This is a genomic window from Magnetococcales bacterium (assembly GCA_015232395.1).
Classification (GTDB): domain Bacteria; phylum Pseudomonadota; class Magnetococcia; order Magnetococcales; family JADFZT01; genus JADFZT01.
On sequence record JADFZT010000053.1, the window covers coordinates 1 to 26599 of the forward strand.

The window sequence follows — 26599 nt, forward strand, 5'->3', positions numbered from 1 at the left end:
CGCGAACCTTTCCAAACCTTCAGTAACTTTCTGCAAAATAAGCAACTTACAGAACATTTTGTTTTTTCCTTGAGGGTTGTGATTCTCTCTCTGGATCCCCGCCTTCGCGGGGATGACGAGTCAGGGAAAAGTGTCCAACTCTGAGGTAGACCTACTATATTTTTTACAAAACGGAGCTTTTTGATCCGAGAGAGGGGATTTTTTCCGATATTGGGAATTTTTGAATCTATTTACAGTCTATTTCAGTAGAGAGTATTTACAAAAAGGCAGGCAAAAAGCTCTCTGGATTGGAATCCAGCCAGGAAGGTTGATGAAAAATCCGGATGGCTTGCTGAAACGCTCAGAGTGCGTTGCTCTCCCTGCCTGGACAAGCAATCCCCCCCTTTCCAAAAGAGCGAAAACAACCTTCAATCAGTGTGCTTTTTTCTGGGCCAGATGGCTGGAAAAAAGGATTTGGAACTCATTTTCATTTACACTGTTACAAATTTGATATAAATCTTTCAGACAAGCTTGGGAAACTTTCTGGTCTATCCCTGAAAAAAACAGCTTCCATGGGCTGGAGCATGGCCTGATTTTCAGAGGCTGTTGGGGGACGGATTTGGAAGATTTAAGCAACAACAATTTTTTTTATCTCCCCATCCTCGACCGCTTTTGAGGAGTGAAGCTGGTCGGTTGAGAGAGGCTCCTGAAATCTGCCTGCATCTGCTTGATGGAAAAAGGTGACATCCTCTTGCAAAAATGGGTTGTGGCTATTTTTTTGGACCATTTTCATACATTGGCCCGGTTACGGTTTAATTTCATTATTTTTTAGAATAAAATTCGATCAATAGCGTGTATCTCCTTAAATTAGCGCGTCCCCCCTCAATAAAGAGGAAAGAGAAACGCCCGTGAAAGATATCCTCATTGATGCGATCGATCAGTCCGTTCAGGAAATCGCCTCGACCATGCTTTTTTTGGATGTGATCTCAGGACCGGGCATTGCCAAACCATCGGGCGTTCCTTACATGCCAGCCCCTTCCGAAGTCTCTTCCATCGTCGGTTTGAGCGGCGGGGTGGGTGGGGGAGTGCGTTTGGCTTCCACCAAAGTGGTCGCGTGCCAGCTCTCCAATGCCCTGGCTGGTGAAAATCTGGGCTCTTTTTCCGAAGACACCAAAGATGCCTTTGCCGAAATCTGCAATATTCTGGCGGGGGGCATCAAGGGCAACATGGAAAAGAGTGTCGGCGAAATTCATCTCTCTCCCCCTTCAGTCATTCTCGGCAGCGATTTTCTCATCAACTATAAAAGCGACCTGGAGAGCGTCCGGCACTTTTTCAGTCTGGATGGGGACTCCTTCTATGTGGAAGTCTTTTTCCAACAAGAGAAAAAAAAGGATCTCCGGATAGATATGGCCCTGACCGAAACAACCGTCACCATCCTCGATGATCTGTGCGAAAAAATGGGCATGACCCGGTCAGAGGTGATTATCAAATTTATCGAAAGCGGCAACAGCTTTCTCAGTCAGTTCAAGACCTGAACCCGGGCCAATGGGTCGATTTTCCCGGCAACCATTTCTGGCCAACCCGTTTCTATCCGAACTTTCCAAAAGGGCGGACCAAGACAAGCACCAATTGATGACAGATGAATCCAAGGAAACTCGTGGGTTGGAGGAGATGGCGGGAAAAACTGCCTGGCTGAAAGGCGAGGGATTTTTCCCCGGTGGGATTTTTATGGGTCTACAGCGATAAACAAAGCTTATCTGGGCAAAAACCCTCCTAGGTTGTTTATCTTTAACCTGACTGCCAACCAAAACAACTTTATCTTATGTTTTGATTGCAACTTCTAAAGTCCAAACGAACCCTCCACCACACCTATTGACCATGATCAGTTTGATTTTTTTCCAAGCCACCCGTCACCAGGCCGCCCAGAGTTCAAGCTAAGAGGGAGGAATGCTGCAATTTGCCACCGATGGAATGGAGAAGAGCCTGGCCTACCCGAGTTTTTATGACCCGGCGTTGGTCATCCTCTCCCTGTTTGCCGCCTATTTGGGGGCTTATTCCGGGCTCGCAGTGGTCCAACATCTGCGCCGGGAGAAAGAAGCACGGGCCTACTGGGCGTGGCTCGCTTTTGGTGCCCTGGCCCTGGGGAATGGTGTTTTTGGCATGCACTTTATCGGCATGCTCGCCTACACCCTGCCCATCCCGGTCCGTTTCGATCTATCCCTGACCGCTCTTTCCATTTTACCTGCGCTGCTTACTTCCGGCTGGATGCTCCATCTGGCTGGCCGCCAGAAGAAGAAAGGATCTCTACACTGGATCGGTGGTGCCATTGGCGGGGCAGGGATTGGTCTCATGCACTATACCGGCATGATGGCCATGGATCTGGAAGCCCGGATGGTGTTCGATCCCATCCTGTTAGTCCTCTCCCTGGTGGTAGCGGTGGTACTGGCTATTTTGGCGATTGAAGCACGGCCTGTTTGCCGAAGAGCAGGCCTTGATCCGGACAAGGGGTGGGGCCGCCACATCAGCCCCATGATCATGGGGGCCGCCATCTCCGGCATGCATTATATCGCCATGGGGGCCACCTGGTTTATACCTGGATCAGGACTATGCCAGCCGTCGGAACAGCTTCTTGACCCTCTCTCCATGGGGATGGGGCTTGCCATCACCTTTTTCATTCTGATCGCCTCGGCGATGTTGGTTCATTATATGTATGGGGGGCGGCAAGGGACCCAAAAGCGGGTCGAAGGGTTGGCCAATCTTTTTCAAAAGGAAAACAAATCCCTTTTTATCCGCAATCTGTCCATCATTTTGGGGGGATTTGCCCTTATTTTATGGGTGACCGCCTATATTCACGACGCTTCGGAGCAGACGGCGCAGGAATATGCCGGACAGCAGGAACTGCAGCGGGTTCTCAAGGGAGCCGCCCACGATCTTGAAGAGGTCATCTTCGATCTGGATCTGTTGACCAGAAGTGATGATTTGGCCGATTTTTTACGGAAAGTGGATGAAGAGAGCAAAGAATTTCTCACCCATCAGTTGCAGTTTCTGGCTCAGGAAAAGCGGGTGTACGACCATGTGCGCTTTCTCAATGAGGAGGGCATGGAGTTGATCCGCATCAACTCCGATCATTCCGGCAAAACCACCACTGTGCCCATCTCCAAGCTGCAATCCAAAAGTGAACGAGACTATTTCAAGGGTGCCATCAATCTGTCCAAAGGGGAGTTCCACATCTCCCGTTTTGATCTCAACGTGGAACATGGTCAGATACAAGAGCCGCACATGCCGATGATCCGTTTTTCAGCCCCGGTCTTTGATGGGGACGGTCGCAAGCGGGGCGTGATCGTACTGAATTATCTGGGAAATACGATATTGGATTCGATCCGGGATATTTTCAAGGATTCCGACAATCAGGTCTATCTCATCGACCAGGAGGGCTATTTTCTTCTGACTCCCCATGCCGGAGAGGCCTGGGGGTTCCTGTTTAAGCATGAGGCGACCTTTGAATCACGCTATCCGATGATGTGGAGCTATCTCCAACAGCGTCCCTCTGGCGCTTTCAGAACCCTCAACGGCCACTTTATTTTTGACACCCTGACTGTCTACATGCGGGACGACTTGAAAAAAAGGATCGAGCGTAACGAGCAAAAGTGGACGACCATCATCCATATCGATCACAACATGTGGTCGATGCAAAATCTGCGGGATCATCCCATCGCAGCCATCATTCTGCTGTGCAGCGGTTTAATGGCTTTTGCCATCGCCTGGATCGTGAGCCTGATCATGATTGCCCGCCAGCGTGCGGACCAGGCCAAAAAGGAAGTGATGCGGGAGCTGGAATTCCAGAAGCTGGCCCTGGACGAACATGCCATCGTTTCCGCTACCGACGTCAAAGGCAACATTACCTACGTCAACGACAAGTTTATCGCCATCAGCGGCTACGACGAAGCGGAGTTGATAGGCCAAAACCACCGCATGGTCAAGTCGGACGAGCACTCCCTGGCTTTTTACAAGGAGATGTGGAAAACCATCGCCAACGGTCGCCCCTGGCATGGCGAGGTGCGCAACTATAAGCAGGATGGCAGCTCCTACTGGGTCCGAGCCACCATCGTTCCTTTCCTGAACGAAAAGGGTAAACCCTTCAAATATGTCTCCATCCGCACCGATGTCACCGCCATGAAGGCGCTGGAAGCCGGGCTGTTGGAAGCCAAAGAAGCCGCAGAGGCGGCGGGCCGGGCCAAGAGCGATTTTTTGGCCAACATGAGCCACGAAATCCGCACCCCCATGAATGCCATCATCGGCTTGAGCCATCTCTGCCTGCAAACCCGCCTCACCAACCGTCAGAAGGATTACATCCACAAGGTTCACAACTCCGCCACCTCCCTGCTGCGCATCATTAACGACATTCTCGATTTTTCCAAGATCGAAGCGGGTCGGCTGGATATGGAGGCGATTGAATTTACCCTGGAGGAGGTGTTGGGCAACATCTCCTCCATGATCTCCCTGAAGGCCCAGGAAAAGAAACTTGAATTTCTCATGGAAACAGACCGGGAGATCCCACCGAGCCTGGTAGGGGATCCCTTACGTTTGGGGCAGGTGCTGATCAATCTGGCCAACAACGCCATCAAGTTTACCGAAGAGGGAGAGGTAGCGGTTATCACCGAGGTGCTGGAACAAGAGACCGAATCCGTCCATTTGCAGTTTACCCTCAGAGATACCGGCATCGGCATGACTCCGGAGCAGCAGGCGGGCCTCTTTCAAGCCTTTTCCCAGGCGGATAGCACCATCACCCGAAAATATGGCGGCACCGGTTTGGGGCTGACCATCTCCCAGCGTCTGATCGAAATGATGGGGGGAAGCATCCGGGTGGAGAGTGAACGGGGCAAAGGTTCCCGGTTTATCTTCGATGTCCACTTGGGGGTTTCAAACCGGGTGGTGGAAAAGAACCTGATCCCCTCTACCGATCTGCGGGGCATGAAGGTTTTGGCGGTGGACGACAACGACAGCGCCCGGGGCATCATGGCGGACTATCTCACCTCTTTTTCCTTCAAGGTGACCAAGGCCCGGGATGGCAAGGAGGCGATCATCGCCGTACAAGAGGCGGAGCTGGCCGAAGAGCCTTTCGACCTGGTGGTGACCGACTACATGATGCCGGAGCTGGATGGCATCACCGCTGCCGCCAAAATCCGCAAGGAGCTTGATCTTAAAAAACCGCCGGTGGTGATCATGGCCACCGCCTATGGGGAAGAGAGTGTCATCAAGCGTGCCGCCGAGGAGGCCCAGGTGTCGGGCTTCCTGGTTAAGCCCATCAGCCAGAGTCTCCTCTTTGAAGTGGTCATGGAGGCCTTTGGCAAAACCCGGCCAGATGGCAAAAAAGCGGGCAGGGATTATTCTGAAGGCAAGGATTTTCGGGCGGTGCTCTCCGGCGCAAAAATTTTGCTGGTGGAGGACAACGAGATCAACCAACAGGTGGCCCGGGAGCTGCTGGAGCAGGCCAACATCACGGTGGTACTGGCTGAAAATGGCCAGCAGGCACTGGATCTGGTGACCCGGGAAGAGTTCGATGGGGTGTTGATGGATGTGCAGATGCCGGTGATGGATGGCCTCACCGCCACCCAAAAGATTCGTAAAGAGGCGCACCTGTGGGATCTGCCCATTCTCGCCATGACCGCCAACGCCATGTCCGGAGATCGGGAGCGGTGTCTGGAGGCGGGTATGCAGGATCACATTGCCAAACCGGTCAATCCCAGCGACCTCTTTTCCACCCTGGCCCATTGGGTGAAACCCAGCGCACCCCAACCGCTGCCCTCTGCCACCGATTCGGCTGAAGGGACGGGAAAGGCTGCATCGACACAAGAAGCTGCAAACGAGCCGCCCCACATCCCGGGAGTGGATGTCCAAACCGGTTTAATGCGCATGGGGGGCAATCTCAAAGGCTATCTTTCTCTCTTGGGGCGCTTCCTTGAAAACCAGGGGGGAGCAGCAACAGCCATCCGCAATGCCCTGGAGATCCAGGATATGGAGACTGCCCAACGCCTGGCCCACACCCTGAAGGGGGTTTCCGGAGCCATCGGTGCGGAAAAACTGCAAGATTTGGCGGAAGTGCTGGAGTTTGCCATCAAGGATCGCAACCAAACGGTCAGTATTGATGGAGCCTTGGCTCAGGTGGGGGAAGCGTTGAGTGAAGTGTGTAGCGCCATCGACCAGGCCCTGCCAAAAGAGGCCTGTGAAATGGTGGTCCGGGATGAGACCGTCCCTGAGACACAAGAGTCGATCAGAGAGCGCAACAGCTGGCTACGAAAGGCCGCAGAACAATTGGCCATTTTTGATGCCGAGGTGGAAACCACCCTGGCTTCCCTGAAAAAAAGGCCTCTTTCCCCGGAGATGATCCAAGAGATAGCTGCCATCGAAAAAGCTGTTTCCCAGTATGATTTTGAAGGGGCTCTGGCCCAATTGGTCCAGTGTGCCCAACGGTTTGGGATCGATCTGGAGACAAGCGATGTCTGAGACGGCAGAAAAACCCATCATCCTGATCGTTGATGATTCCCCAGATAATTTGGACATCCTGAAAGCCACCCTGCGGGATGACTATATGCTCCGCCTGGCCATCAACGGCCCCCTGGCCTTGCGTCTTGCATCCATGATCCCCCAGCCGGACCTGATCCTCCTGGATATCATGATGCCGGAGATAGATGGCTATGAAGTGTGCCGCCAGCTTAAAAAAGATCCCGACACCCAGGAAATACCGGTCATTTTCGTCACCGCCCGTACCAGGGATGAAGATGAGCTGTTGGGGTTACAGATCGGGGCGGTGGATTATATCACCAAACCCATCAGCCCCTATGTGGTGCAAGCCCGGGTGAAGACCCATCTGGCGGTGCGTCAATTCAACCGGGAGATGGATAAACAAAACCGTCGTTTGAATGAAATCAACGATCGACTCACCGACAGCATGGAGCAGCTTTCTGCCTCTGAAGAACGATTTCGCAGCTTGGTTCAGACCATTCCCGACATCGTCTATAAGATCGATGCCGAGGGGCGTTTCACCTTCCTCAACAAATCCATCGAGCGGTTGGGCTATCATCAAACAGACCTGATCGGCAAGCACTTTACCGAAATTATCCATGGGAATGATGTCTCCCAGGCCTGCCTCACCAAGATTATCGATAAAATCGGCAAGGGCACACAGAACCCTGGACAAAAGGTGTTTGACGAGCGCCGCAGTGGGATGCGCATGACGGTGGGCCTGGAGTTGCGCCTGAAATCAAAATCCGGGGCGATGGCTGAAGCCATTGAGATCAAAAACATCACCCCCACCACCGTTAACGTCGAGGTCAACAGCACCGGGCTCTATGGCGACGTGGGGAGTGAAACCTCCTATCGCACCCGACAATATATCGGCACCGTGGGGGTGATCCGGGATGTCACCGACCGCCAGAAGGCCCAGAAGGCCTTTATGGAAGAGCGGATGCTCTTAAGACAACTGATTGATGCGGTGCCGTTACCGATTTTTTATCTGGAAAATCAGGGGCAGCTGATCTTTTCCAACGATGCCTTCAGAAAATTTACCCGGGTGGACGGGGATGATCTGGAGGGGGCCTTTCTCAAGGATCTCTTCGGCGAGGCGGAAAAAACCAGCCTGGAGAGTGTGCTTTCAGAACTGCTGGCGGATTCTCAGGCCCACCGGAGCCAAATCGAGATAGAGCTGACGGCGGGGGATGGCCAGCTGCATACCATGGATTTCATCCTCTCCAAATTTGAAAAATCCAACGTGGCGGTCAAACCGTCGATCATCGGTGTGCTGGTGGATGTGACGGAACAAAAGGAGTTCACCGCCGAGCTGATCCAGGCCCGTAAAAAAGCCGAAGAAGCGAGCCGAACCAAGGGGGATTTTTTGGCCAACATGAGCCATGAAATCCGCACCCCCCTCAATGCGGTCATCGGTTTTACCCATCTGTGTCAGCTCACCGATCTCACCTCCCAACAGAGCGACTATCTCAACAAGGTCAACCTTTCCGCCAACGCCCTCTTATCCCTGATCAACGATATTTTGGATTTTTCCAAAATCGAAGCGGGCAAGCTCACCATGGAGCGGGCCTCCTTTTCCCTGGTCGAACTTTTGGGGGGGGTGGTGGCGATGATGGGGGTCAAAAGCCAGGAAAAAAACCTGGAACTGCTCCTGGACACCACCCAAGATCTCCCTTCCCATCTGATGGGAGACGCCCATCGTCTCAGTCAGGTTCTCATCAATCTGGTGGGCAACGCCATCAAATTTACCCATCAGGGAGAGGTGGTGATCGGCACTCGGGTGGTGGAGGCTATCGGGAAGGAGATCACCCTGGAATTTCGGGTAGAGGATAGCGGGATTGGCATGAGCCCGGGGCAGTTGGAAAATCTTTTTCAGGAGTTTTCCCAGGGGGATTCCTCCACTACCCGCAAATATGGCGGGACCGGCCTGGGGCTGGCCATCAGCAAGCGGTTGGTGGGCCTGATGGGGGGTAAAATCGAGGTGGAGAGCACCCCGGAAAGTGGCAGTACCTTCCGCTTTACCGCCAAGCTCAGCCTGGCCCCCGGCAAGGTTTATCCGACGCAACCCCCTTCAGTAGAGATGAAACCGCTGAAGATTTTGGTGGTGGATGATAACGAAAGCGCCCGAACCATCCTGGCAGAGCATCTGAGCGCTCTTGATTGGACCATCCAACTGGCTGAAAGTGGTGAGAAGGCCCTGGCCTCTCTGGTGGCTGAAGAGAAGGCTGGCAAAGCATTTGATCTGGTATTGCTGGATTGGAAAATGCCCGGCTTAAACGGCCTGGAGATCGCTCGGCATATCAAGGAAGAGCTGATACTCTCGAAAAAGCCCAAGATCGTCATGGTGACCGCTTATGGTCAGGAGCAGGTGGATTCTGAGGAGTCGAGTGCCGCATATCTGGATGGCTATCTGCTGAAACCGGTCCTGCTCTCGACGTTGCTGGATGCCATCCTGACGGCCTTCGATGAGACCGCCTCGCTTCAGAGTCCATACCCCTCGGCAGAGCTTCAGCCTGCCATTGAAAAATTGGCTGGCAAGCAGATTCTTCTGGCTGAAGATAACGAAATCAATCAGCAGGTCTCCCGGGAGCTTTTGGAACAGGTGGGTATTCAGGTCACCCTGGCTGAAAATGGCCAGGAAGCGGTGGAGCTGGTCACCAAGGGAGGGTTTGACGGGGTTTTGATGGATTTGCAGATGCCGGTGATGGATGGTTTTGAGGCCACCAGGCAGATTCGCAAGCTCTCAGGCACCGAAAAACTGCCGGTGATCGCCTTGACTGCCAATGTCATGACCGGTGACCGGGAAAAGTGTCTCCAGGCCGGCCTGAATGACCACGTCGGCAAACCCGTGGTCCCGGAACAGCTCTACGCCACCCTGGCCAAGTGGATTGTGAATGCCGATGCGGCCTTTTCCCGGGAGGCTGGATTCGGGGATGAGCGTTCCCAGGCAACCCAACCGGATGCGGCCTCTTCTGCCTTGGTCGAAGCCGGGGAGGGAGAGGGAGAAGCCCAGGCCCAGCCCGTGGCATCGATACCCGTCAAAAAGAGAGCCGTCTCTCCTCCCTTACCCGCCGTTCGGGGGATTGATCTGGTCAAAGGGCTCGAAAATGTCGGTGGCAATGCGGTCCTCTACCGAAAAATTTTGCGCAAATTTACCCACAGCCAGGGCGGTGCCTGCTTGGAGATGGTGCGCCACCTGGAAGCGGGAGATCACGCCGCTATCGTCCGAACAGCCCACGCTCTGAAGGGGGTGGCAGCCACCATCGGCGCCAAACAGCTGGCACAGCTGGCAGAGCAACTGGAAAAACAGGCCAAAACCCCGGAAAAAGCCACTGACTTCACAGCGCTTTTGCAAGAGACCGGCAGTGAACTGGCCCGTATCGCTTCCGCCATAGATACCGCCTATCCCAAGGTCAAATGCACCTCTACCGGCGATGGATCAAACAAGCAGGATCAGGTGGCTCCAGCCATTTTTGAGCCCCTGTTTCGAAAAGCCAGGAAGTATCTCCTCGTGTTTGATTCCGCCGTGGAAAAAGTGGTGGATGAGATGACCCCCCTGGCACACCATGGCAGCCGCAGGGAACGGGTGAATGCCATCCGTAAATCCCTGGATGCCTACGATTATGAAAAAAGCCTCTCTATCCTGGATGCCTGGGCCCAGGAAGAGGGGATCAACCTTGAGGATTAAGTTTTGATGTCCAATCTATCTCAAGCCAATAAAAAGACCATTCTCATCGTTGATGATACACCGGAAAACATCGACATCCTGAAAGAGATTTTGAGTCCTCTCTATCGGATCCAGGTGGCGACCAATGGTCGGTTGGGCCTGAAAGTGGCCATGTCTCCCAGGCCACCCGATCTGATCCTGCTCGATGTGATGATGCCGGTGATGGATGGCTATGAGACGTGCCGACTGCTGAAGGAATCCGAGAGCACCCGGCATATTCCGGTTCTCTTTGTCACCGCCAAATCAGAGGTAGCCGATGAGACCAAAGGGTTTGAACTGGGGGCGGCGGATTATCTGATCAAGCCTGTCAGCCCCCCCATCGTGCTGGCCAGGGTGAAGACCCATCTGGCCATGAACGATCAGTACAAACATCTGGCTGATCAGGTGGAAACCCGCACGGCAGAGCTGACAATCCGTAATATGGCCCTGGAGGAAACCCGTCTGGAGATGATTCACCAGCTGGGCCGGGCAGCGGAATTTCGGGACAATGAAACCGGCATGCACATTTTACGCATGAGCCATTTTACCCGGTTGTTGGCACTAAAAGCCGGGTTGAGTGAACCAGAGGCAGATCTGCTGCTGCATGCTGCTCCCATGCACGATATCGGCAAGATCGGCATACCGGATGAGATTTTGCTGAAACCGGCAAGACTCACCGATGAAGAGTTTGATGTGATTCGGACCCACCCCGAAATAGGCCATAAAATCATCGGCCCCCAAAGTGCCGACATTTTACGCCTGGGTGGAGTCATCGCCTATACCCACCATGAAAAATGGAACGGCAGAGGCTATCCACGGGGGTTGCAGGGAGAAGAGATTCCCCTGGCAGGCCGGATTACCGCTGTGGGGGATGTGTTCGATGCCCTGACCTCGGCGCGCCCTTACAAAAAGGGCTGGGCGGTGGAAGATGCCCTGGCGTTGATCAACAGAGAGACGGGAGAACATTTCGACCCCACCCTGGCCCCTCTCTTCCTCTCCCTGCGCTCGGAAATTGCAGAGATTATGGATCGCTATCAGGAACAACCCGAATAGCCAGTTGCTCCCGATCCCATCCGAATGCAGGGGGAATTGATGGAAATCAGGGGTGGCACCCAGCAACGATTCAAATCCAGGATGGCCCCATGGCGCTGCCGGATAATCCCCAAACCAAAAGAGAAACCATCCTGCTGGTGGATGATGAGCCAGCACTGATTGATGTCACCCGGTCGGCTTTGGGAGAACATTTTTCGGTACGGATCGCCACCAGCGGTGAGGTGGCCCTCAAACTGGCAGCTCTTGGGGGAATCGACCTGATTTTGTTGGATATCATGATGCCCGACTTGAGTGGTTATGATGTCTGCCAACGCCTGAAAGCCCAACCCGACACCCAGAATATTCCGATCATTTTTTTGACCTCCCGGGATTCAGCGGACGATGAAGCCTGGGGACTTTCCCTGGGCGCCGAGGATTACATTCGCAAGCCCACCATTCCCCAGTTGTTGCAGGCGCGGATTCGCAATCAGTTGGAATTGAAACGCCACCGGGAGCATCTGGAAACCCTTGTCCAGGAACGCACCCGGGATCTGGAACAGGCGGTCTCCCAGTTGGAAAGCGCCAACCAGGTCAAGGAGGAGTTTCTCGCGGTCATCAGCCACGAAATGCGTACTCCCTTGAACAGCATCATCGGTTTTTCGGAATTTCTTCTGGAAGGAGATCCCCAAGGAGCCCCCCTCAGCCCCTCGATTCGGGAGCCGGTGCGCATCATCCATGAAAGCGGCGTCAACCTGCTGGGAAACATCAATGATATCATTGATTTTGTCCAGATGGATCAGCAGCGTTTCATCCTCTCGGACAAACCCTTCCAGATCGATTCATTCCTGGAAGAGACCCTGGCAGATCTGAAACAGGAGGCTGGACGCAAAGGGCTGACCCTGGAGATGGAGATCAAGGCCTCTGCCAGATGTAGCGTCCGGGGAGATTCCCGGCGCTTGGGGCAGGTTTTGAATCACTTGATCGGCAATGGCATCAAATTTACCAAGCAGGGTGGGGTCTCCCTCACGGTGGAAGCGACGGCCACCCCTGTACCAGACAAAGCCCGCCTCACCTTTCGCGTGGCCGATACTGGATGTGGCATCTCCCCGGAAAAGCTGCAACTGATTTTTGAAGCCTTCACCCAGGTGGAGTCCCCCAAAACGAGACGCCATGGCGGCTTTGGGCTGGGCCTTGCGATCTGCAAAAAACTGGTCCAGATGATGTCCGGAGAGCTGGGAGTGGTCCAATCCGACAGCAGCGGTACCGTCATCGTCTTTTCGGTGATACTCGGCACGGAACAGGCTTAAAGTTTCACTCCTTCCATCCGAAGTCCCACCCCCAACCCGATCTTCCCCCGTCAGACTGGAGAAACCGATAAATGGTTTTCCCCCTTCCCAAATCTGGCCACCATCAGAAGCCCTCACAAGAGGTGACCGCCAAATCCAGATCGTCGCTTTCGATGGTGGAATTGTTGGCCCAATCCAAAACCAGGACATAATAGGTTCCCGCCGGGAGGGGATCGTCGCAATCATAGCTGATGATGGAATAATCCTAAATCCGGCAGTTGGGCGTGTGTGGCTGGTACAGGATATTGGTTCACATAGTGAATTGGGAGAAACCGCCGTCACCTTGTTGGTCACAAGGCTTTCTTCCAATTTGCTTGGTGGATCAAAAGGCTGGGGCATGTGCGTACGCCCAACTGCCGGATTTAGGATAATAGTAGGAGAGGCCATCATCGTTGACGACCAAGGGCTGATAGGTGCTGTCGTAAAGCCACATGATGGTATCTCCTGCCACCACATCCCCCATTCCACTTGAAGTTTCCAGGGTGATCGCTGACCCTTCGGTCAGATCGAAAGTGGTCCAGTCGGCATCATGGAGGGGATAGATGCTGTGGGTAGGTGACTTTCATGGCGGACTTCTCTCCCCGGTTTGGCCAGAGGAGAGAGCCCGCAACGCTGTTGGACGAAATCATCCGACCCATTACGATCAATCAACCACCGTGGGATCGGTTCCCGCCTGGAACTCTTCCAGGTTGGTAGCGCCATCGCCATCGGTGTCATCAGTGGCATCATTGGCATCCAGGGAATCAAGCCCATACTGATCTTCGAAGGTATCGGTCATACCGTCGCCATCATCATCGGTATCGGCGTTGTCACCGGTACCGTCCGAATCGGTATCCGTCGTTTCACTGCCATCCAAGGGGAAGGCGTCCGAGCCATCTTCCACCCCGTCGCCATCATCATCGGTATCGGCGTTGTCACCGGTACCGTCCGAATCGGTATCCGTCGTTTCAGTCGCATCCAAGGGGAAGGCGTCCGAGCCATCCTCTACCCCATCACCATCGGTATCGGTATCAGCGTTGTCGCCGATGCCATCACCATCGGTGTCGGTGGTTTCAGTCGCATCCAAGGGGAAGGCGTCCGAGCCATCCTCTACCCCATCACCATCGGTATCGGTATCAGCGTTGTCGCCGATGCCATCACCATCGGTATCGGTGGTTTCAGAGCTATCCAGGGGGAAGGCGTCCGAACCATCCTCTACCCCGTCGCCATCATCATCGGTATCGGCGTTGTCACCGGTACCATCACCATCGGTATCGGTGGTTTCACTGCTATCCAAGGGGAAGGCGTCCGAGCCATCCTCCACCCCGTCGCCATCGTCATCGGTATCGGCGTTGTCACCGGTGCCGTCCGAATCGGTATCAGTGGTTTCGCTGCTATCCAAGGGGAAGGCGTCCGAGCCATCCACCAAGCCATCGCCATCGTCGTCGGTATCGGTGTTGTCACCGGTGCCATCCCCATCGGTATCGGTGGTTTCCGTGGCATCATTGGGGAAGGCGTCTTCGCTGTCGGATACGCCGTCGCCATCGGTATCGGTGTCGGCATTGTCGCCCACGCCATCGCCATCGGTATCCGTGGTTTCGGTCGCATCCAGAGGGAAGGCATCCTCGGAATCTGCCACCCCGTCACCATCATCATCGCTGTCGCTGTTGTTACCGATGCCATCCAGATCGGTATCGGTGGTTTCCGTGGCATCCAGAGGGAAGCTGTCCAGGAGATCCGACACCCCGTCGCCATCGTCGTCGTCATCGCTGTTGTTGCCGATGCCATCCGAATCGGTATCAGTGATTTCCGTCGCATCCAGAGGGAAAGCATCCTCGGAATCTTCGACCCCGTCACCATCATCATCGGTGTCGCTGTTATCCCCTATGCCGTCGCCATCGGTATCGGTGGTTTCGGTCTCATCGCTGGGGAAGGCATCCTCGGTGTCATCGACCCCATCGCCGTCGGCGTCATAACCGGAGCAGGTGGAGACGGTCAAATCGAGATTGTAGGCGGCGATGGTTTCGTCGTTGCTGCGCTCCTCGATGCGGACATAATAGGTTCCAGGGGCCAGGGGATCGTCGCAGTCGTAGCTGATTTGGGAAAATTCGCCTGTGCCGCTGTCGTCGTTGGTATAAAGCTCTTCGAGATCTTCGTCGTAGAGCATCATCAGGGTGTCGCCGCTCTCACCGGAGGTTTCCAGGGTGACGGCTGAGGTCACTGTCAGCTCAAATGCGGCCCAGTCCAGATCCTCGACGGGATCGATGGAGTGGTTTTGGGTGGTACCGGCGGTGAGAATGGAAGCATCGTCGCTGGTGTCGTCGGATTCGAAGTCATCCAACCCTTCCTCGCCGTCGCCATCGCCATCCCCGTCGCCATCGCCACTGGAACCGTCTCCATCCAGATCAAAGGTTTGCACCAGGAAGACCGCCATCTCCGCCCGGTTGATATCGAGGCTGGGACAAAAATAGCTCTCATCTCCACACTCCCGGCCCGATTCGATGGTGCCGTCGGCAAACCCCTCATTAGCCAGCTGCTCGATGAATCCCGCTGCCCAATAGTCAGCGGAAATATCATCGTACACCGTGCCGGTGGCCTCCGGTGGCACATAGTCAGAGCCATATTTGGTCCGCAGCAGGAAGATCGCCATCTCCGAGCGGGTGATCTCCCGGCTGGGGCAAAAGTTGTCGGAGTCGCAACCGCTGGTGATGCCCAGGCGGGAAAGCTCCTCTACATAGTTGCCCGCCCAAAAACTGGCGGGAACATCGTCGAAATAGCTCCCCGTGGCATCCTCCGGCATCTCATCGGCACCATACTGGGCCCGAAGCAGAAAGATCGCCATCTCCGCCCGTTGCAGGGTGTTGTCCGGACAGTAGTTGCTGGCGTCACAGCCGGAGGTAATACCGGTATCGGCCATGATTTCGATCTCGTCGATGGCCCAATGGCTCTCGTAGACATCTTCAAAGCGGGTGTTGGATTCCAGCAGGAAGGGGGTGCCACTGTCGGTCACCACCTCCACCGGTGTGGATTGATTGACCTGGGTGCCGTCACCCACCTGGCCGTAGAGATTGTGGCCCCAGGCATAGAGGCTGCCGGAATCGTCCCAGCCCACGGTGTGATAACCACCGGTGGCGATCCCATCCATTCCGGTCACCAGGGTCTCCACCGGTAGCTTGCTGTCATCCTCGGTGCCGGTACCCAGCTGGCCTTTTTCGTTGTGGCCCCAGGCCATCACCGTGCCGTCGGAGAGCATGGCCATGGTTTGGCCCTCACCCCCGGCTGAAATGGCAACCACATCCCCCAAACCGGTCACTTCATCGGGGTAGGCGCTGTTGCTCTGGGTGCCATCTCCCAGCTGGCCATAGGCGTTGTTCCCCCAGGTCCAGACCGTGCCATCGGTGCCCATGGCGACGGAGTGATAAAAACCGGCGTCTATGGCGATGGCATCCTCTACGTTGGAGACATGGACCGGGGTGTTGGAGTTGCTGGTGGAGCCGTTACCCAGCTGGCCTTTATTGTTGGAGCCCCAAGCACGCAGGGTGCCGTTGGTTTTGAGGGCGATGGTATGGTTGGAGCCAGCTGCGATGGCGGAGACATAGAGCAGATTGCTCACCCGGGTGGGCATGGAGATGTAGGAGTTGACATAGCCGTTACCGATCTGCCCTGCGGCGTTGTCTCCCCAGGCATAGACCGTTCCGTCTGAGGTCAGCGCAGCGGAGTGTTGCTGGCCGGCTGCAACAGCGACCACATTGTCCAGGTTGTCCACCTCCACGGGGGTGTACCTATCCCGGGTGGTGCGATCCCCCAGCTGGCCGTATCCGTTGTAGCCCCAGGACATGACAGTGCCGTCGGAAAGCACGGCCAGGGAGTGGTAAAAGCCGGCGGATATTGCCACCACGTCAGAAAGCCCCTCCACCTGAACCGGCGTCAGGGCGTTATCGGTGGTGCCGTCCCCCAGCTGGCCAAAATCGTTGCGCCCCCAGCCCCACACCGTGCCGTCGGCGCGTAAAACCAGGGTGTGGGCGTCGTTGGCCGAAACCATGGACTCCACAGCTCCGGCGGGGGGTATCCATATAAACAAGGATAGAAGGGTGAAGAGACGAAAGGGGGTAGGGCGCGTACGCAAAGCATTGCTGATCATGAATCGACTCCCTGCATAATTGAACTGACCAAATAACGTGTAACGATAAGGTTTCGTGTGGCATTCAAACAGCGGCCAGGGGCTTTAACTGCCGAGGCCATTTCATCCAGCAATGGTTTGGGTGTTTCAGGTGGAACGACTCAAAAATGGAGCCGAACAGACCTGCATCAAACCAAAACCATGAAAAACCTGAGGCGAGACCAAACAACCTTAAATAAAACATTCAGTCGTTGTTAATGCACATTAACCCTGTTAACAAGCATTAATATAATATATTCTATCGAATTCTCAGATGAATTGCCATGAAAAAGATGACCATGTGCATTTTTTGCTCAATACAGGAATAAACGCCTATCCTGGAGACCAGAATTTCGACATTCAACACAAGCAGTCATCATACTGAATGATGCCGGCTATTTTTATTCTGATAGGAAGCCCTCCTGCAGCCACGAAAAATGCGTGGTTAAAGGAGGGGAGGGAGAGGATGAAAATGGGCCTCACTCATCCATACAGTGGATGACATCGAGGTTCGGGCCATAGGCAAGGATCGCTTCGTCGCGAAAAATGTCATAAACCATCATTTCCGCATCCCAAGGCCGACCACAACCGCTCCCGTACGGACAAGGCATCAGCTCCTGGATAAGGGGATGAAGCTCGAAAACGTCTCACCATCCGGTTTGGCGGAGATATTCCAGAACAAAAAAGTTCAAACATTAACCATTAATTATTGTTAATGCACATTAACTCTGTTTACATGCAGTATATATACAACACATTCTACCCGTGCCTTCAATAAATTACCATAATAAAGACAGTTGTGCGCTTTATTCTGTAGAGGGAAATCATGGGTACCACATTTTCACTGGAGGAGGGAAACGATCCATCTGAAAAATGCATATATAGGTTAAGACTGTTCATCGAGGAGGTTGCCGGAAAAATGAGTGCCCTCCTTCAGCCACTTGGCAGGGAGGTGGTGAAGGAGGGCAGGGAGATCGTGAAAAGGAAGGATAAAGGTCACGATCTCCCTTTGGAGTTACGCCGGATGTGTCTGTTAAACCTAAATCCGGCAGTTGGACGTACGTACATGCCCCAGCCTCTTGATCCACCGAGCAAATCGGGAGAAAGTCTTGTGACCAATAAGGTGACAGCGATTTCTCCCAATTCACTATGCGAACCAATATTCTGCACCAGCCACACACGCCCAACTGCCGGATTTAGGTTAAATAACTTGAGCCAGCCCCCTTGAGAGGTAAAGAGGTGGTCCTCCTTCAGCCACGGACGCATCCTGGTGAAGGAGGGCAGAGAGATCGTGAAAAGGAAGGAGGAGGCGTCACGATCTCCCCTTTGGGGTTATTCCAAAGGTGTACTTTTGGTCACGTGAAATTGATAGATTTTCGGGGGATGCGATTGCAGAATCATGCTGACGGAACCATGGGGGCTCTCCACCCGGGGAATCCGCAGCACCCCCCCTTCCAGGGTAGCGCTTTCAGCTGTCACCTCTCCCCCCACCGTATCGGGGTTGGAGCGAGCATCCCCCGGATTGGTCAGGGCATCATACTCTTCCAGGTTGGTGTAGCCATCCCCGTCAAAGTCATCTTCGGCGTCGTCGGGATTGCAGCGGTCGAGGAGATTGTCGGCTTCAAACTCATCGGGCAGACCGTCGTTATCGTCGTCTTCATCCTCTTCATCAGCCAGCCCATCCTCATCGCAATCTTCGATCACCTCCTCGGCATGGAGGGAGAAGGGTTCGCCATTTGCATCTACGACCTGAACGGGGGAATAGCGCGTTGAAAATGTACCATCGCCCAATTCCCCATATCCATTGTACCCCCAACTCCAAACGGCTCCATTGTTGTCAACGACGACCATATGCATACCATTTGAAGAAATGGCCATCATATTGAAAAGATCAGGAACCTCCACAGGGGAATGGTGGACCTGGGCACTCCCCACACCCAATATACCACTGCTATTCTCTCCCCATGTCCAAACGGTTCCATCGGATTTTAAGACGGCACTGCTTTGACAAAAGGCTGAAACAGTTTCTACATCCGTGATATCGAGTACAGCTACGGGATTTTCTTTCTCCTCAGTGGTTCCATCACCCAGTTGCCCGGTAAAATTCCCCCCAGAAGCCATCAGTTGGCCGTTGCTCTGCAGAGCGAGGGTGTGCCAGCACCCAACGGAAACATCGATGATTTCCTCCCCAAAAGCTTCCGTGGAAACCGGAAGGGCATGAACACCGATCCCACCGGTGCCAAGTTGGCCATAAGAGTTATCTCCCCAAACCCAAAGCGTTCCATCTGATGCAACGGCAGCGGCATGTCCATCTCCCGCAGAAACAGAAACGATATCCTCTGGACCAACCACCTTTTCCGGTGAAAATCGGTACTGATTAAAATCAATGGATCCATCTCCCAATCGGCCTGAGCTCCTGGACCCCCAAGCCATCAAGCCGCCATCTCTTTGCAGGGCGACGGCAAAGCTATTGCCGCCAGTAATGGCAACCACCTCTTCCAAGCCCGGAATCTGTAGAGGATCGGTGCTGAAGGATGTCACTGTTCCATTGCCAAGCTGCCCCAAGGCGTTGTTCCCCCATGCCCAAACAGTGCCATCGGACTTGACGGCATAACTGGCATTGTAGGCAGCACCAATGGCTACGACATCGGAAAGAGCTGGAACTTCAGCCGGATTGAAATGATTGCGAGTCGTTCCATCTCCAAGCTGACCGTAATTATTGTATCCCCATGACCAAACAGTGCCGTTGGATTTCAACGCAAGGGTGTGATAGATCCCCGTGGCCACCATCGGCTCCACAGCCATGGCCATTGAAGGCCCAAAGGCGAGCAGGAAAAGCAGGATGGAAAGAGGATATTTCATGATCATTCACCCACAACGGCATCATAATGATTGGGCAGAAAAAAGTGAAAAAGTTAACAAAAAAACATGCGCATTCATTATTGGTTAACATGCGTTAATATTATTCACATTCACTGTTAAACATACTCTAAACGATCACTGAAAAGATTGCCAACAAAAAATATCGTCGCGGATCATTTTTCCAAAAAAGAGGATCAATATACAATCAACACAATGAGCCATACCATCATAATAGAAGATAAAAACATGCAAATTGAGGGAAGATGGGGATGGCTGGGGTGAGGCCGGTTTGGGAGTGCCTTTCCTGCCCCCATCATCCCCTGGTCAAATGGGGGGCAGGGTGGGAGAGGGGTGAGGCGTGGGGGGGATTCGTGATATGGTGTTGTTTTAAGACGAATACGATAGCGATTTGGGATCCCCAAACCACACCACCCCATGCCCGATACCCCCCCCGCAGAGCCCCTGATGGATCGGGCGAGGCTTTATCAACACCTCAACTCCCCCTGGGCCTTCGTTCTGGTGATGGTTCTTTTGGGAGCCTGGTTCAGCTGGCTCCATCAGGATTATCCAAACGTCCGCAACAGTCTGCTCTATTCCGAGATTTCCCTGGCAGCCAACGCCTATGGCCCCCTCTCCCAAGAGACCCTGGAGCGGGCTTCCAACAAACCCATGGGCTTTTCCATTCTGGCCGCCCCCCTGGTGCAGTGGCTGGGGAGCGATCCCGGATTGAAGGTAGCCTCTGTGATCGGCACCACCTTTTATGGGGTGGTGTCGCTGCTGTTTCTGATACGTATGGTGGGACGTGAAGAGGCTTTCTCCGAGCAGGTGGTGCGTCTCGGGATCATTCTCACCCTCTTCAACCCCTTGCTCCTCTATCAGTTTGTCTCCGCCTATCCCGACACCCTCTTTGCCGGGCTCTTTCTGCTGGCCCTGCTACTGGCTGATCGATCTCTCTCCCGGGAAGCAAGCTTATGGCACGGAACAGGATTTGCCGGGATCACCCTGGCCAGCGTCTGGATCAAGCATCACGGTTTCGTGCTGATTCCGATCTTTATCTGGCTCCTCATCGCCCGAAGAGAGACGCTACAGTGGCAATGGCAACAGCATCGAGCCCGATTCTGGCAGGGGGTGATCCCCTTTTTGCTGCTCCTGATCTTTCTGCTGGCAGCTCACAAGGGGCTCCTCCCCACCTTCAACATGTCCAAAAATCAGGGCAATTTTCTCTCGGGGAAGGATCGATTGGAAATCCTGGGGGATAATCTCGAAAATCTCGGGCTCTATCTCTCCATCACCCTGGGGCTTCTCACCCCGCTGCTCCTGAGGCGACCTCCCCGGGCTTGGCGTCAAAGCTGGCAGTGGCCGGGAGTGGTGATCATTTTCACGCTACCCCTGCTCTTCTATCATGGGGCGATCTACAACAGCCGCTACTATCTGCCCATCGCCCCGCTGCTCGCCTGGTGGGTGGCGGGGGGGCTCGCGCGCTTCAAGCCCCGGACACAAAACATCCTCCTGGCCGGATTCCTCTTCTGTAACGGCTTCACCATCGTTTATTATGATTTTCCAGAGGCCCATCAACTGCTCCAACCCCATCTCAGCCTGCCGGAGATGGACAATCTGCGCCTGGCGACCGAGCAACCCCGGGAGAAGGAAAATCTCGACTTGATCAAAGCCCTGGCCCCAGCCCACGATAACACCCTGATTTTTTTAAGCCGCTATTATTGGGGCAAAGCCGCCCGAGCCTGGGAGCGGGCGGGGCTTTTTCCGGACAATCTCACCATCCACTACGCCTCCTCCTGGAGAGCCAGCCTGCCCCGACGCTTCCATTTCAAGCGGGCGGTGATCTATGAATATGTCGGCACCGGACCTGAGCGCAACAAGCTGGATCGGGATCGATCGATCAAGCGGTATCTGAAAAAAATCAACGACCGGCTCTACCTGCTCCAGCCCCTGCGCCGTATTCACCTCAAAAAAGCCCCTTCCCCCAAGGAGTAACCCCGTGGCTCACGCTGAAACAACCTTTTCGGTGGTGATTCCGGTGCGGGACGAAGCAGGCAACATCGGTGCCCTGATCGACGAAATCCGCCGGGTGCTGGAGGGTCATTCCTGGTATGAAATCGTCGTGGTGGATGATGGCAGCCGGGATAACACCTGGGGGGAGCTACAGGCTCGGGTCGGTCATGGGGGAGCCAAAGGGGCTGAAAAAAATAGCGGCAAGGAGCAAGAAGGGAAGCGGGAAGGGGGGCTGCTACGACTCTGCCGCCACCGGGAGGCGTGTGGTCAGAGCCGGGCGCTTTTGACCGGTATTCAGGCCGCCAACCAGCCCTGGATCGTTACCCTGGATGGGGATGGCCAAAACGATCCGGCGGACATTCCCAAACTCTGGAACCAGCTCACCCGGCCGGGGCCGATTGATCCCCTTCACGTTCTCATGGGTCACCGGGTCAACCGCCAGGACAGCATCTCCAAAAAGCTCGCTTCGCGCCTGGGCAACCGCATCCGCGCCCGGATATTACAGGATGCCACCCCGGATTCCGGCTGTGGGCTCAAACTTTTTTCCCGTGCGCTTTTTTTGCAGCTCCCCTATTTCGACCACATGCACCGCTTTTTGCCCGCTCTTTTCAAGCGCCACGGGGCCACCTTCCGCTCCGTTCCAGTGAACCACCGACCCCGGCAGCAAGGACAATCCCACTACGGCATTCTGGATCGACTGGCAGCAGGCCTGGTGGATCTGCTCGGCGTCCTCTGGCTTCTCAAACGCAGCCACCTCCCGACCCTGATCGAAGAGGAAAGTAACCTTGAACGATAACGAAACCCTCTGGCTCATGGTGGGCTTTACCGGGCAAGCGCTCTTTTCCGCCCGCTTTGTGGTGCAATATCTGGCGAGCGAAAAGCTGAAAAAAAGCGTCATTCCGGAAGCCTTCTGGTATTTCAGCCTGGCGGGGGGGGTGACCCTCTTCAGCTATGCCCTCCATCGCCTGGATCCGGTCTTCATCGTGGGGCAGGGGGCGGGTCTATTTATCTACGGACGCAACCTGCAATTCATTCTCCGGGAAAGAAAAGAACGCAAAACCCGGGAGGCGGTAGAATCATAGGAGGAACGGCCATGAAAAAAACGCTTTCAGCCAGCCTCATCGCCCTGATTTTTTATCTCGGGGCCATCTCCGACAATTTGGCCTGGATGCCAAGATATCCGGGCACCCTCCAAGCCTCTGGAAAAAGCGTCCGCCCCTCACCCATTGCCGGTTCCTGGTATCCGGGGGAGCCCAAAAAACTCAACTCCTATCTGGACCGGATGATCCATGAAGCCGAGCCCGAAGCGCTCGCGCCAGAGGCTGGAAAAATCCGCGCCCTCATCCTCCCCCATGCCGGCTATCGCTATTCCGGTGCCACCGCCGCAGCCGGAATCAAGCACCTCTCAGGCCAAAGCTTCAAACGGGTCGTGGTCGTGGGGCCGGGGCACCGCTTCGGCTTCAAAGGCTTTTCCACCCCCCAGGTAACCCACTATCAAACCCCCCTGGGAGAAATCCCCCTGGACCGGGAGGCCCAACAGCAGCTCCTAAGCCACCCCCTTTTCAACGCCATACCCCAAGCCCATCAGCGGGAACACAGCATTGAAATGACACTGCCCCTGCTGCAAAAGACGCTTTCCAAGGGCTGGAAACTGTTACCGATTCTGGTGGGACGGGTGAGCGCCAAGGGGTATGCCGAAGCCGCCCTGCAACTAAAACCCCTGCTGGATGAAGAGACCCTGCTCATCATCTCCGGGGATTTTACCCACTACGGCCCCAACTATGATTTTCTACCCTTTCCCAAAGATGATCAGGTGGCCCAAAATATCCGCAAGCTGGATATGGGGGCTTGGGAGCAGATCGTTGCCCGAGATCCCGACGGCTTTCAAAACCATCGCCGGGAGAGCCAAATCACCGCCTGTGCCCATGGGCCGGTGATGCTGCTGTTGAATCTCCTCCCTCCTGACACCACCCCCACGCTGGTGCAGTATGATACCAGCGGCCAACTGACCGATGATTTTACCAACTCCGTCAGCTATCTCAGCGCCACCTTTCAAACCCCCCACCCCCTGAGCACCCTGCCGCCGGTGGCCGACCTCAGCGAAACAGAGATGCGCCTGCTCCATCAGTTGGCGACCCGCACCTTGAAAGAAGCGGTGGCAAAGGGCACACAAAAAATTTCAGTGGCCGATATCGCCCGGGGGTTTGATATTCCGGAACGACTCAAGCAACCGAGCGGCGCTTTTGTCACCTTGAAAAAAGAGGGAAATCTCAGAGGCTGCATCGGCGCCATCTGGCCCACCCAGCCCCTCTACCAGGCGGTGATCAAAAATGCCGTCAACGCCGCCTTGCGGGATCATCGCTTTCGCCCGGTGCAAAAAAGCGAACTGGCCGGGATGGAGGTGGAGGTGAGCGTTCTTTCCCCCATGAAAGCCATCGATTCCGCACAAGAGTTTCAGGTGGGGGAACATGGCATCCTGCTGACCAAGCGGGGACGCCGGGCGGTCTATCTGCCGGAGGTGGCCCCGGAACAGGGGTGGGATCGGGAGACCACCCTGGGCTATCTTTCCCGCAAGGCAGGCCTCCCAACCACCGCCTGGAAACAGGGGGCCACCTTTGAAATTTTCACCTCCCAAAAATGGAGCGCCCCTTTCGACGCTCCAGAAAGCGAAAAATAACCACCATGGATTATTCCAAGCTTTTCCAGGAACTTCAGGATGCCACCCTTTTTGATCTCTACCGCATCCAGGTGGGCATCGACAAAATGCTCGACCAACCGGAGCGGCTCCAAGCAGTCAAAAACCGCCTGCGACCCGGCATGGAGATCGTCTATTTTGATGAAGGCAACAACCACCCGGTGCGAGGAGAGGTGGTGGAGCTACGCCGAACCCGCCTGGTGGTGCGCTCCCTGGAAGATAACAAGCAGTGGCTCATCCGCTTTCACATGATCGACCTGGATGGGGTCGATACCTCCATTCACACTTCCCAAAAACCCGACAAACTCGACCGCAACCAACTGAGCGTGGGAGATCGTATCGGGTTTTATGATCGCAAACGGCAAGAGCACTACGGAAAAATTCTCCGGCTCAACCAAAAGTCCGTCACCATCCTCACCAAAGCAGGTACCCGCTGGCGAGTCGCCTATGCGCTGCTCTTTCGGGTGATGGATGGGGAAACAACACGCAACCAACAAACAACCCCTTCGGAAAACAGACAGATCGAAGGGTTGGGGGGACTCTTTGAGGGAGCGGAAGAGGTGTTGGAGGGGGAGGTGATCTTTGAAGAGGTTGGGGCTGATGCGAAGTTGGTGACACGGTGAGTTTTATGGCTGTTTAGGGGTTAGGGGCAAAGGAAAAATCAAAAGAAAAGTCAAAGGAAAGACCTTGGGGGCAAGCCCCCAAACCCCCGGGAGTTGGAAATCAAAATCAAAAGAAAAATCAAAAGACAGACCTTGGGGGCAAGCCCCCAAACCCCCGGGAGTTGGAAATCAAAATCAAAAGAAAAATCAAAAGAAAAATCAAAAGATAAAAAAAATCAAAAGACAGACCTTGGGGAGGAAGAATCCTCCCCAAACCCCCACCTCTTTTTTTTTAATAGTTAAAATCAAAACCAGATCGGACCCTGTATGAATGCCATCTTTTTTGCCCTCGTTTTAATCGCCTTCCTCACGGCAGGATTTCGGCAACTCAGCTGGATTCCCAACGATAACGCCTCACCCATGGAACTCCTGACCAACGGCATGGTGGATGCCGCAGGAGGCTCCGTGGATTTGGCGCTGGGATTGGTGGGCGTAATGGCACTCTTCTTGGGACTCATGAAAGTAGCGGAAGCAGGCGGATTACTCACCATCCTGGCCCGCCTGATTCGACCCCTCATGGTGCGACTCTTCCCCGAAGTACCCCCGGACCACCCGGCCATGGGAGCCATGATCCTCAATATGGCAGCGAATGCCCTGGGATTGGGCAATGCCGCCACCCCCTTCGGCATCCGCGCCATGCAGGAGCTGGATCGCCTCAATCCAGTCAAAGGCACCGCCACCAACTCCATGGCGCTCTTCCTCGCCATCAACACCTCCAGCGTCACCCTGCTCCCCACCGGAGTGATCGCCTTGCGCGCCTCCGCAGGCTCCATGGATCCCGCCGCCATCCTCCCCACCACCCTCTTCGCCACCTTCTGCTCCACCATCGTCGCCATCCTGGCAGCTAAAACCTATCAGCGCTTTTTCCCCATAGAGCCCATAGCCGCTGAGGCTGATTCCACCGAATCAAACCAACCCACCTCCCAAACGACCACCAAAGAGAGTGATACCGAAACCTTGGCCGAGGCCCACGCCATCAGTGCCGGTTATCCCACCTGGGTTTCAGTGGTCGCCCTGCTCACCGTGGTGGGATTCATTCCCCTCACCATCTTTCACGGACGAGCCATCTCCCCCTGGGTGATCCCCTCCCTGATGGTCGCGCTGCTGGGGTTTGGTGTGATCAAAGGGGTGCGGGTCTACGAAGTGTTTGTGGAGGGCGCCAAGGAAGGCTTTCAGGTGGCGATTCGCATCATTCCCTATCTGGTGGCCATCCTGGTGGCGGTGGGGATGTTTCGGGCGAGTGGCGCTTTGGGCTATCTGGTCAATCTCATCGGGCCTGCCACCTCTGCCGTGGGTCTTCCCGCCGAAGCCCTGCCCATGGCTTTGCTGCGCCCCCTTTCCGGCTCCGGAGCCTACGGCATCCTGGCCTCCCTGCTGGAAGATCCCACCATCGGCCCGGACAGCTATACCGGCTTGCTGGTCTCCACCTTTCAGGGCTCTACCGAAACAACCTTTTATGTGCTCGCGGTCTATTTTGGCGCGGTGCAGATCCGCCGCACCCGCCACGCCCTGGGGGCCGCCCTCACCGCAGATGTGACCGGCATCATCGCAGCAGTGTTCATCTGCTCCCTGCTGTTTGCCGTCTGAACGGGGTTGGGCTCTTGGGTAAGCTCTGATACACTTTGGCACTCTTTGGGCAACATC

Annotated in this window: 13 protein-coding genes; 11 read left to right on the top strand and 2 right to left on the bottom strand. The window is 54.9% G+C overall.

Annotation, left to right across the window (positions count from 1 at the left end):
* Window positions 1-887: 887 nt before the first annotated feature.
* From HQL52_14010 to HQL52_14030, 5 genes are all read left to right on the top strand, one after another.
* Window positions 888-1514, top strand: coding sequence for a chemotaxis protein CheX (locus tag HQL52_14010; protein MBF0370563.1), 627 nt, complete (start codon window positions 888-890; stop codon window positions 1512-1514).
* A gap of 412 nt (window positions 1515-1926) precedes the next feature.
* Window positions 1927-6483: a response regulator gene (locus HQL52_14015; GenBank protein MBF0370564.1), complete on the top strand. Its 4557-nt coding sequence runs from the start codon at window positions 1927-1929 to the stop codon at window positions 6481-6483.
* Complete coding sequence (locus HQL52_14020; GenBank protein ID MBF0370565.1) at window positions 6476-10192, top strand: response regulator; 3717 nt, start codon at window positions 6476-6478, stop codon at window positions 10190-10192. Before HQL52_14015 ends, HQL52_14020 begins: the two co-directional genes overlap by 8 nt.
* A 6-nt stretch (window positions 10193-10198) precedes the next feature.
* A complete protein-coding gene (locus HQL52_14025) occupies window positions 10199-11263 on the top strand; it encodes a response regulator (protein MBF0370566.1) in 1065 nt (354 codons plus the stop codon).
* 89 nt (window positions 11264-11352) lie between these two features.
* Window positions 11353-12549 (top strand): response regulator, encoded by a 1197-nt coding sequence (locus HQL52_14030; protein MBF0370567.1) that lies wholly within the window; start codon window positions 11353-11355, stop codon window positions 12547-12549.
* A 682-nt stretch (window positions 12550-13231) separates the two neighbouring features.
* On the opposite strand, the gene HQL52_14035 is transcribed toward HQL52_14030, so the two are convergent.
* Window positions 13232-16708, bottom strand: coding sequence for a thrombospondin type 3 repeat-containing protein (locus HQL52_14035; GenBank protein MBF0370568.1), 3477 nt, complete (start codon window positions 16706-16708; stop codon window positions 13232-13234).
* 1350 nt (window positions 16709-18058) lie between these two features.
* Window positions 18059-19588, bottom strand: a complete 1530-nt coding sequence (locus HQL52_14040; protein ID MBF0370569.1) for an RCC1 repeat- and reductase domain-containing protein — start codon at window positions 19586-19588, stop codon at window positions 18059-18061.
* 435 nt (window positions 19589-20023) lie between these two features.
* Between HQL52_14040 and HQL52_14045 the strand changes: the two genes are divergently transcribed.
* The 6 genes from HQL52_14045 (at window position 20024) to HQL52_14070 (ending at window position 26542) form a co-directional block, all read left to right on the top strand.
* On the top strand, window positions 20024-21580 hold the full coding sequence (locus tag HQL52_14045) for a hypothetical protein (GenBank protein MBF0370570.1): 1557 nt from the start codon (window positions 20024-20026) through the stop codon (window positions 21578-21580).
* A 4-nt stretch (window positions 21581-21584) separates the two neighbouring features.
* A complete protein-coding gene (locus HQL52_14050; GenBank protein ID MBF0370571.1) occupies window positions 21585-22394 on the top strand; it encodes a glycosyltransferase family 2 protein in 810 nt (269 codons plus the stop codon).
* A 16-nt stretch (window positions 22395-22410) separates the two neighbouring features.
* On the top strand, window positions 22411-22680 hold the full coding sequence (locus HQL52_14055) for a lipid-A-disaccharide synthase N-terminal domain-containing protein (GenBank protein ID MBF0370572.1): 270 nt from the start codon (window positions 22411-22413) through the stop codon (window positions 22678-22680).
* Window positions 22681-22691: 11 nt separating this feature from the next.
* Window positions 22692-24275 (top strand): AmmeMemoRadiSam system protein B, encoded by a 1584-nt coding sequence (gene amrB / locus HQL52_14060; protein ID MBF0370573.1) that lies wholly within the window; start codon window positions 22692-22694, stop codon window positions 24273-24275.
* 5 nt (window positions 24276-24280) lie between these two features.
* Window positions 24281-24916 carry a hypothetical protein gene (locus HQL52_14065; protein ID MBF0370574.1) on the top strand — a complete coding sequence of 212 codons (636 nt, stop codon included), beginning with the start codon at window positions 24281-24283 and terminating at the stop codon, window positions 24914-24916.
* A gap of 306 nt (window positions 24917-25222) precedes the next feature.
* On the top strand, window positions 25223-26542 hold the full coding sequence (locus tag HQL52_14070; protein ID MBF0370575.1) for a spore maturation protein: 1320 nt from the start codon (window positions 25223-25225) through the stop codon (window positions 26540-26542).
* Window positions 26543-26599 lie beyond the last annotated feature (57 nt).

Coding starts and splice junctions, on each gene's coding strand:
- HQL52_14015 (MBF0370564.1), top strand. CDS start 1,927: ATGCTGCAATTTGCCACCGATGGAATGGAGAAGAGCCTGGCCTACCCG.
- HQL52_14020 (MBF0370565.1), top strand. CDS start 6,476: ATGTCTGAGACGGCAGAAAAACCCATCATCCTGATCGTTGATGATTCC.
- HQL52_14025 (MBF0370566.1), top strand. CDS start 10,199: ATGTCCAATCTATCTCAAGCCAATAAAAAGACCATTCTCATCGTTGAT.
- HQL52_14030 (MBF0370567.1), top strand. CDS start 11,353: ATGGCGCTGCCGGATAATCCCCAAACCAAAAGAGAAACCATCCTGCTG.
- HQL52_14035 (MBF0370568.1), bottom strand. CDS start 16,708: ATGATCAGCAATGCTTTGCGTACGCGCCCTACCCCCTTTCGTCTCTTC.
- HQL52_14040 (MBF0370569.1), bottom strand. CDS start 19,588: ATGAAATATCCTCTTTCCATCCTGCTTTTCCTGCTCGCCTTTGGGCCT.
- HQL52_14045 (MBF0370570.1), top strand. CDS start 20,024: ATGCCCGATACCCCCCCCGCAGAGCCCCTGATGGATCGGGCGAGGCTT.
- HQL52_14055 (MBF0370572.1), top strand. CDS start 22,411: ATGGTGGGCTTTACCGGGCAAGCGCTCTTTTCCGCCCGCTTTGTGGTG.
- amrB (MBF0370573.1), top strand. CDS start 22,692: ATGAAAAAAACGCTTTCAGCCAGCCTCATCGCCCTGATTTTTTATCTC.
- HQL52_14065 (MBF0370574.1), top strand. CDS start 24,281: ATGGATTATTCCAAGCTTTTCCAGGAACTTCAGGATGCCACCCTTTTT.
- HQL52_14070 (MBF0370575.1), top strand. CDS start 25,223: ATGAATGCCATCTTTTTTGCCCTCGTTTTAATCGCCTTCCTCACGGCA.